This window comes from Nocardia thraciensis (assembly GCF_054782435.1).
Window position 1 is genome coordinate 131852 of the sequence record NZ_BAAGSM010000050.1, and the last position, 7895, is coordinate 139746.

General features: G+C 68.6%; 9 protein-coding genes and 4 pseudogenes. 7 read left to right on the forward strand and 6 right to left on the reverse strand.

Features of this window, described 5'->3' with window-relative positions; all coding sequences use genetic code 11:
• Positions 1-3 precede the first annotated feature (3 nt).
• From sufU to ACYVLQ_RS30375, 7 genes and pseudogenes are all read left to right on the forward strand, one after another.
• A complete protein-coding gene (gene sufU, locus ACYVLQ_RS30345; protein WP_460700960.1) occupies positions 4-486 on the forward strand; it encodes a Fe-S cluster assembly sulfur transfer protein SufU in 483 nt (160 codons plus the stop codon).
• On the forward strand, positions 479-835 hold the full coding sequence (locus ACYVLQ_RS30350; protein WP_460700961.1) for a metal-sulfur cluster assembly factor: 357 nt from the start codon (positions 479-481) through the stop codon (positions 833-835). The genes sufU and ACYVLQ_RS30350 overlap by 8 nt, the downstream gene beginning before the upstream one ends.
• Positions 836-894: 59 nt before the next feature.
• Positions 895-1257, forward strand: coding sequence for a hypothetical protein (locus ACYVLQ_RS30355; RefSeq protein ID WP_460700962.1), 363 nt, complete (start codon positions 895-897; stop codon positions 1255-1257).
• Between the two features lie 188 nt (positions 1258-1445).
• The gene (warA, locus tag ACYVLQ_RS30360) at positions 1446-2039 is read left to right on the forward strand and encodes a 16S rRNA (adenine(1408)-N(1))-methyltransferase WarA (RefSeq protein WP_460701031.1); all 594 of its coding nucleotides are present in this window, start codon (positions 1446-1448) and stop codon (positions 2037-2039) included.
• A gap of 220 nt (positions 2040-2259) precedes the next feature.
• Positions 2260-2541, forward strand: coding sequence for a hypothetical protein (locus ACYVLQ_RS30365; protein ID WP_460700963.1), 282 nt, complete (start codon positions 2260-2262; stop codon positions 2539-2541).
• A 59-nt stretch (positions 2542-2600) separates the two neighbouring features.
• Positions 2601-3536, forward strand: coding sequence for a phosphotransferase family protein (locus ACYVLQ_RS30370; RefSeq protein ID WP_460701032.1), 936 nt, complete (start codon positions 2601-2603; stop codon positions 3534-3536).
• Between the two features lie 22 nt (positions 3537-3558).
• Positions 3559-4482: pseudogene (locus ACYVLQ_RS30375) on the forward strand (acyl-CoA dehydrogenase); the annotation flags it as partial.
• A gap of 1 nt (position 4483) precedes the next feature.
• On the opposite strand, the pseudogene ACYVLQ_RS30380 reads toward ACYVLQ_RS30375, so the two are convergent.
• The 6 genes and pseudogenes from ACYVLQ_RS30380 to ku form a co-directional block, all read right to left on the reverse strand.
• Positions 4484-4746 (reverse strand): annotated as a pseudogene (locus ACYVLQ_RS30380) (ABC transporter permease); the annotation flags it as partial.
• A 99-nt stretch (positions 4747-4845) separates the two neighbouring features.
• Positions 4846-5034 carry a hypothetical protein gene (locus tag ACYVLQ_RS30385; protein ID WP_460701036.1) on the reverse strand — a complete coding sequence of 63 codons (189 nt, stop codon included), beginning with the start codon at positions 5032-5034 and terminating at the stop codon, positions 4846-4848.
• 133 nt (positions 5035-5167) lie between these two features.
• Positions 5168-5689, reverse strand: a pseudogene (locus tag ACYVLQ_RS30390) (MetQ/NlpA family ABC transporter substrate-binding protein); the annotation flags it as partial.
• Between the two features lie 89 nt (positions 5690-5778).
• Positions 5779-6260: pseudogene (locus ACYVLQ_RS30395) on the reverse strand (hypothetical protein).
• Positions 6261-6317: 57 nt separating this feature from the next.
• Positions 6318-6848, reverse strand: coding sequence for a GNAT family N-acetyltransferase (locus ACYVLQ_RS30400; protein WP_460700964.1), 531 nt, complete (start codon positions 6846-6848; stop codon positions 6318-6320).
• Between the two features lie 43 nt (positions 6849-6891).
• Positions 6892-7809: a non-homologous end joining protein Ku gene (gene ku, locus ACYVLQ_RS30405; protein WP_460700965.1), complete on the reverse strand. Its 918-nt coding sequence runs from the start codon at positions 7807-7809 to the stop codon at positions 6892-6894.
• Between the last annotated feature and the right edge of the window lie 86 nt (positions 7810-7895).

The following is a 7895-nucleotide window of genomic DNA, read 5'->3' on the forward strand; positions in this document are numbered from 1 at the left end:
GACATGCGCATGGAGCAGATGTACCAGGAAGTGATCCTGGACCACTACAAACACCCGCACCGCCGCGGGCTGCGGGAGCCGTTCGGTGCCGAGGTGCACCACGTCAACCCGACCTGCGGCGACGAGGTCACCCTGCGCGTCCACATCGACGACAACGGTGACGTCGCCGACGTGTCCTACGACGGCCAGGGCTGCTCGATCAGCCAGGCCGCCACCTCGATCCTGACCGACCAGGTCATCGGCATGCCGGTGCAGCAGGCGCTGAAGGTCGTGGACGCCTACAACGAGATGATCTCCAGCCGTGGCACCGTCGAGGGCGACGAGGACGTGCTCGGCGACGGGATCGCGCTGGCGGGTGTGTCGAAGTATCCGGCGCGCGTGAAATGCGCGCTGCTGGGCTGGATGGCGTTCAAGGACGCCGTGGTCCGGATAACCTCAGCAGAGGAGGCCAAGCGCGTGATGGGAAACGGTGAACGTCATGAGTGAGACACCCGCAGACGAGCGGCAGCTCTCCGCCGAGGAGATGGAGCAGCTCGAGAATCTCGAAGAGGCGATGCGCGACGTCGTCGACCCGGAGCTGGGGATCAACGTCGTCGATCTCGGCCTGGTCTACGGCATGCGGCTGGAGGAGGACACCGCGATCCTCGACATGACGCTGACGTCGGCGGCCTGCCCGCTCACCGATGTGATCGAGGACCAGTCCCGCAATGCCCTGGTGCGCAGCGGCTTGGTCGAGGATATGAAGATCAACTGGGTCTGGATGCCGCCGTGGGGCCCGGACAAGATCACCGAGGACGGGCGGGAACAGCTGCGCGCCCTCGGGTTCACGGTCTGATACGTCCGGTGTGATCGCTCGCCGCGGGCTGCGCCGGGTCGTACCGTAGGCTCGCGGCGATGAGCGCTCCGGGACGTATCAGTTGGATAGGGCCGTTGGTCGGCGGGATCGCCGCCGTGGTGACCGCGCCGCTGGCCGCGGCGGTGGTGGCGAGCCTCTACCGGTTCCCCGTCCCGTTCGGCGATTATGCGCGCGGGTTGTCGGAGGCCGGTAACGCGGCGCTGGCCAGTGTCTTCTATCTGATAGTCGGCGGGGTGATGGTGCTGGCGATCGGGGGCGCGGTCGCCGGATGGCTGGTACAGCGCGCCGCCGGGACCGATTCGGCGCGGGTGGGCTGGGCCTGCGCGGGCGCCGGATTCGCCGTCGCCCTGCTGGGCGCGCTGCTGCTGGCGACACTCGAATTCTTCGTCGGGCCTTGGTGATCGGCGCCCGAGAGTTCACTCGTGGGCGTCTGCGGCCGCCGGTGGCGGACCGGGCTGAGCCGCCGCGCGGCCGGTCGATCCTGCGGAAAATGGCGTGCGCCTATCGGCGGCGGGCGGATAGCCTCCGGGGTATGCGAATCGTGTGTGGAAAGAAGATCCGGGACGTGGACATCGGCTAAGCCGGGTGTCTGGTCGCTCGATACCGGTCCGTGCGAGTCGATCTGGGCACCGGTGACGGACGTGCGGTGCTCTCCGCCGCGGCCGTCGATGCGCAGCGCCTCGTGATCGGCGTGGATGCGAACGCGGCCGGAATGGCGGAGGCGGCGCGCCGGGCGCTGCGGACGCGCGGTGGAATCCCCAACGTCCTGTTCGTCGCGGCGGCCGTGGAGAGTCTGCCGCCGGAACTCGACGGTATCGCCGACGAGGTGACGGTGAACTTTCCGTGGGGCACCCTGCTGCGGGGCCTGCTGACCGGCGATGCGGCGGTTCTCGGCGGGCTGTCGCGAATCATGAAACCCGGTGCGGCACTGGACATCCTGCTGTCGGTCACCGCCCGCGACGGCCTGCCCGGCCTGCCCGCGATCGAGGACGCCGCCACCGTGGCGGATCTGCTCGCTCCGTACACGGCCCACGGACTGGTCGTCACCGGGGTCCGCCCCCTCGAGCCTGCCGACGTCGCCGCCGCCGGTTCCAGCTGGGGCAAGCGTCTCGGCGCGGGTGGTCGCCGTCCCGCCTGGCGAATCGCGGTTCGCCGGGCCGACTACCCCGCCCGGGCGGGGTAGTCGGCGGTGCGCGTGGCCGGACGGAGTCAGAACGGTCGGTGCGGTCGTCCTGCCCGTTCAGGGTTCACGGGTACGGGTGGGTCGTTCCGGCACGCTTGGCCGGAATCCACTCCCCGCGATAGGGGTGCGGCCGCGGGAATGTCGTTCCGGGGGTGCGAAACCCGACGGACGATGTTGCAATTCGTGCCATGCTGAAGTTCTGGTGCGAGGAGGGCCGCTGATGCAGTACCGACCGTCGTCGACCGAACTGTTGGAGGCGCTGGCCGAGCTGCTGCAGGATGTGCTGCTACCGGAGCTGCCGGAGAATCTGCAGCATCGGGCGCGGGTGGGCGCGAATCTGGCGCGGATGCTGGGCCGGGAACTCGAGCTGGCGACGCCGTCCGCCGCTCCGGCGGCGGAGCCGTCGGCCGCTGACGAATCGGAACTGGCGCGATGGGTGGCGGTCGTGCGGGCGGATCTGGCCGTCGCCAAACCTGGATACGATGCGTGGGAGGGGGAGTGAACGGCAATATCGGACCCGGACTGAGCCGCTTCCTGGCGACGGAACTCGGTGGGGCCGTGATGGTTTCGAATGTACGGCAGGTGTCGGCGGGCGCGCGGCGGCGCACCGTGGTCTTCGACGCGCAGCGTCAGGGCCGGTCGGTGCGGCTGGTCGCCACCATCGTCCCCGCCGCCATCGAGCAGATTCCGGTGGAGGTCGAGGCGGCGGTGCGCGAACTGGCTCGCAAGCACGGCGTTCCGGCGCCGCCCGTGGTCGCCACCTGCACCGAGGACGGCTACCTGGGCGCGCCGTTCCTGATCTCCGAACATGTCGACGGCGAGACCGCACCGCGCAAGGTGCTGCGGCTGGTGCACGCTGCGGGCATCGGGGAGCGGGTCGCCTACCAGCTGGGTCTGGCCATGGCACACCTGCACATCGTGGATCCCGGCGCGGCGCCGGACCGGCTGCCGGGCGATGCCGAAAGCGACCCGGCGGCAACGGAATTGGCCGAGGCCGAGCGGGGCGTGCGGGCGCTGCTGGCCGACCGGCCGGTGTTCGCCGCCGCCCTGCGCTGGCTGGAGCGCCGCACGCCGCCGCCACCGGAGCGAAAGGCGCTGCTGCACACCGATATGCGCAACGGCAACCTGATCGTCGACGGCGACGGCCTGCGCGCGGTGCTGGACTGGGAAGGCGCGCGGCGCTTCGGCGACCCGATGCGCGATGCGGCCTGGGCGGCGCTGCGCATGTGGCGGTTCCGCGCCGACGCCGCCGAATTCGGCGGATTCGGCGGGCGCGAACCGTTCGTGCGCGGCTACGAGCTGGGCGGCGGCCGGTTCGATCCGGACCGGTTCCGGTGGTGGAAGGTGCTGTGCACGCTGGGCTGGGGCGTGGGCCTGGCCCAGCAGGCCGCCGCCTATCTGGACGGGACGGTCCGCGATATCGTCATGGCGGCCAGCGGGCGCCGCATCCCGGCGATCGAGTGGGATCTGCTCATGCAGATCAAGCCGGAACGCTAGGGCGGCAATGGATTTCGAGCGCGAGATCGCGATCGTCGCCAACACCGTGGGGCTGCTGCTGATGCTGGACTACGGCTCCGCGGCCCAGCGGGCGGACTGGGTCGACGGCCTGGCGTCGGGGACGCGGTTCTTCGCCTTCGGCATCACCGAACCCGAGCACGGCTCGGACGCCACCCACATGGCGACCGCGGCCGTCCGCGACGGCGACGACTGGATCATCAACGGGGAGAAGACCTGGAACAGCGGCATCCACGCCGCCGACGCGGATCTGATCTTCGCGCGCACGGCGGGCGAGCCGGGGGACGCCGCGGGTATCACCGCGTTCCTGGTTCCCACCACCACACCGGGATTCCGGGTCGAGGAATATCTGTGGACCTTCAACATGCCGACCGACCACGGCCGGGTCTCTCTGCGCGATGTCCGAGTGCCCGGCGCGGCGATACTCGGCGAGGAGGGCCGCGGCCTCGCGGTGGTCCAGCACTTCTTCAACGAGAACCGCATCCGTCAGGCCGCGTCCAGTCTCGGTGCGGCGCAGTACTGCATCGATCGGTCCGTCGCGTACGCGAAGCAGCGCAAGCCCTTCGGCAAGACCCTCGCCGAGAATCAGGCCGTTCAGTTCCCGCTGGTGGAGCTGCACACCCAGTGCGAGATGCTGCGCGCGCTGATCCACAAGACGGCCTGGACGATGGACCGCCACGGCACTTTCGCCGCCTCCGAACAGGTCTCGATGTGTAACTACTGGGCGAACCGGCTCTGCTGCGAGGCCGCCGACCGCGCCATGCAGGTGCACGGCGGCCTCGGCTACTCCCGCCACCTGCCCTTCGAGCACATCTATCGCCACCATCGCCGCTACCGGATCACCGAGGGCGCCGAGGAGATTCAGATGCGGCGCGTGGCCGGTTACCTGTTCGGGTTCCTGGCCGCGCGGGCACCGAAGGGCGTATAGCTCAGCGGCGCAACACCTTCCGGGCCAGCAGGTTCCCTGCGAACTGCCACCCTGCACGCCCGCGATGATGACGAGCGTCGCAACGAGGGTGACCCGCCAGTCGAAGCGCTGGTAGCCGTAGACCGAGGCGAAGTCGCCGAGTTCGCCGTCCACCGTTCCCGCCATCGCGGACATGTCGACGATCGCGATCACTACAAAGGTGTAGCCGAGGACCAGGGGGCCCAAGGCTTCCGGGATGAGCAGCGTGACGATGATCCGCAGCGGCGATGGTGAGCTCGATGTCGTCGAGGGCGGTGTCGCTCCGCCTTCCGGTCTCGAAAACCTCGGTGACCGAACGGAATTCGACGGCCGGTGCTGTCTCGCTCACCGCTGCGCTCGGATGCCGTCCTGCACGCGCCGCAGGATCTGTTGGACCTCGGAACCGTCGCGCCGCACCTCGACCGCGGTGCCCTCGGGGACCTCGGCGTGCGCCTGCCGCACCTCCGTGTCGTGCCACAGGTCGACCACGGTCTGGTACGCCTGTTTGTCCTTGTCCCCGGCGCGCGATACCACCACGTTGATGTAGGGCTCGGCGACGGCGTCTTTCGGATCGTCCTCGAACAGAACCGAATTGGGGTCGACGCCGGAAGGTATTGTTGATGATCGAACCGTCCACCGAATCGAGGGACAGTGCCGTCTGGGCGGCGTCGACGGTAGTGACCTGCACCTTCGAGGTGTTCTTGTCCACGTCGGCCGGAGTCGGCTGTGGCACGCCGGGGGACAGATTGATCAGTCCGGCCTTCTGCAGCACGTTCAGCGCCCGCGTCTGATCGGTCGGGTCGTTGGGAATGGCGATCTCGCCGCCCTGCGGGATTTCGGAAACCTGCTTGTGCTTCTTCGAATACAGGCCCAGCGGCACGATGTATGTGGCGCCGACTGGGGTGAGGTCGTCGTTGTTGACGACGTTGTACTGGCCCAGGAATTGCAGATGCTGGAAGAGGTTCACATCCCAGGACGAATCCCGGTCGGTGGTGCCGATCCGGACCACATTGTTGGAGGACGAATTCGTCGCGATATGCCCGGCAATCCAAGCGGTGCCGGGCGGACGACGGCAACGGTTGCGATGAGCGGAACTCTCGCTGCGCGCCGGCCCCGCGGATACGTTGCCGACAATGCGACTTCTGCGCCGTTTTCTGGCGATTCCCGTGCTGTTCACCGTGGCCGCCACCGCGGTGTCCTTCGGCGCGGAACAGCGTCCGGACGTGGTGCGGATAGGGTCTCATTGTTTTCCGGCACACTTGTGGTCGGATTCGAACGTCAGTGCGTAGGCAGGCGTTCGGTGGACCCCTCCGCAAGAGCGTTGCGCACGTTGGCGATTCCGGTTCGTACCCCCGCGCCGTAGGCGTCGTCGGCCAGCGCGTTCGCGCTCCGTCCGGCGGCCTCGAGATGGCGGCGCGCGGTGTCGAAGGCGCCCAGGCGACGGTAGTTGTCGGCCAGGTTGAGGTGGGCGACGGGTAGAAGCCCTGGACGCTCAGCGAGGCGTGCTCGCGGCGGGTGCGCTCGTCGGTGAGTGCGTCGGCGGCGTCCAAGGCGCGGACGTCCCAGGTCAGCGAGTCTGCGGCGTGGTCGAACAGGTCGGCCAGGTAGTGCGCGAGGGTGCAGCGATGCAGCGGGTCGCCATCGGCGCCGATGTGCTCCCACAGGGCTGTCAGCTGGTCTCGGGCGGTGGCTGAATCTCCTTGCCGCCCAAGGACTACCGCCTCGGTGATCGCCGCCATAGTCGCGTCCGCTGATGTCATGGCGCCCACCCTATGCGGCGGCACCGACAACTTCGGCCCACCTCACGCTTCCGGCCGTCAGCGCCGCAGCCGCCCCGTGCGGGCCAGGGTGCGCTTGGTGGCGGGGGACAGGCCGGGCGCCGCGGCGTCCGGCTCGGGTTCGTCCGGATTGGGTCGGACGAACAGCGTGACGACGGTGGTGTCGGTGAAGCCGTGCCGGGTCATCATCGTCGCGGAGGCGGTATTGCCGGATTCGACGTCGGTGACGATGCGGCGCGCGCCCCGTTCGAACAGCGTCCGGCAGCAGATGTCGACCAGTCGCCCGGCGATGCCGCGGCCCTGCATATCCGGCGCGACCGCGATCCACTCCAGATACCCCCAGTCGTCGCGCAGCTCGAACTCCATCGAGCCGAGCACGAAACCGACCACGCGGTCGGAGTCGAGGGCGACCCAGCACGAGCCGTCGGGGCTGTCGAGGTGCTCGGCCACCGAGGTGAGCGACCAGGAGGTGTACGGCTTGGCCTCGGTGTCGAACACCTCCGCGCCGAGGTCGAGCACCTCGCGCAGATGGCCCAGGCCCATGGGGACGATGGCTGTGTCGGCTACCATGCCGACAGTTTGCCAGCCCCGGGCGACGAACGTCCGAGCAGCGTCAGGCGCCTTTGCGCGTGGTCTGCTTGGTGGATTTCTTCGCGGTCTTGCTCGCGGCCTTGGCGGGGGCCTTCTTCGCCGCCTTCTTGGCCGGTTTCTGCTCCTCGGACTTGCCGCCGGAATCGGAGCCCCGGCGGCCGGTGGCCTCCAGGCTGCGCTGCAGCGCGGCCACCAGGTCGACCACCTCGGCATCCATTTCGGCGGGCGCCGCCTCCTCCTCGTGGCGGATCACCTTGTTGGAACCCGAGGCGATCGCCTCGTCGAGCATCTTCTTCAGCTCGATCTGGTATTCGTCGGTGTACAGGCCCGGGTCGAAATCATCGGACATGCTCTCGACCAGGGTTTCCGCCATCGAGATCTCTTGTTTGCGCGGTGCGGCGGCGCCGTCGAGGGATTCGAAATCGACCGCGCGCACCTCGTCGGGCCACAGCAGCGTCTGCAGCATCAGGACGCCCTCACGCACCCGCAGCGCGGCCAGCCTGGTCTTCTGGCGCAGCGTGAAATGCACCAGGGCCACCCGGTCGACTTCCTCCAGCGTCGTGGCCAGCAGCACGTAGGCCTTCGGGGTGTTCGAATCCGGCTCCAGGTAGTAGCTCTTGTCGAAATAGATCGGATCGATCTGCTCCGACGGCACGAACTGCAGCACCGGAATCTCGTGCTTCTCCGCGACGGGCAGCTTGGAGAAATCCTCGTCGGTCAGGATGACCTTGTCGCCTTCCGGCGACTCGTACGCCTTATCGATATCGGCGTACTGCACCGACTGCCCGCACACTGTGCACACGCGGTCGTATTTGATCCGCCCGCCGTCCTTGGCGTGCACCTGGTGGAACCGGATGTCGTGGTCCTCGGTCGCCGTATAGACCTTTACCGGGACATTCACCAGTCCGAAGGCGATCGAGCCCTTCCAAATGGAGCGCATACCCCGAGCGTACTTGGCGCAGGTGACCATTTCCCGGGTTCGGGAGAGCCGCCCGGTGGCGCCGGGTGCCGCGGGGCCGTCCGGCA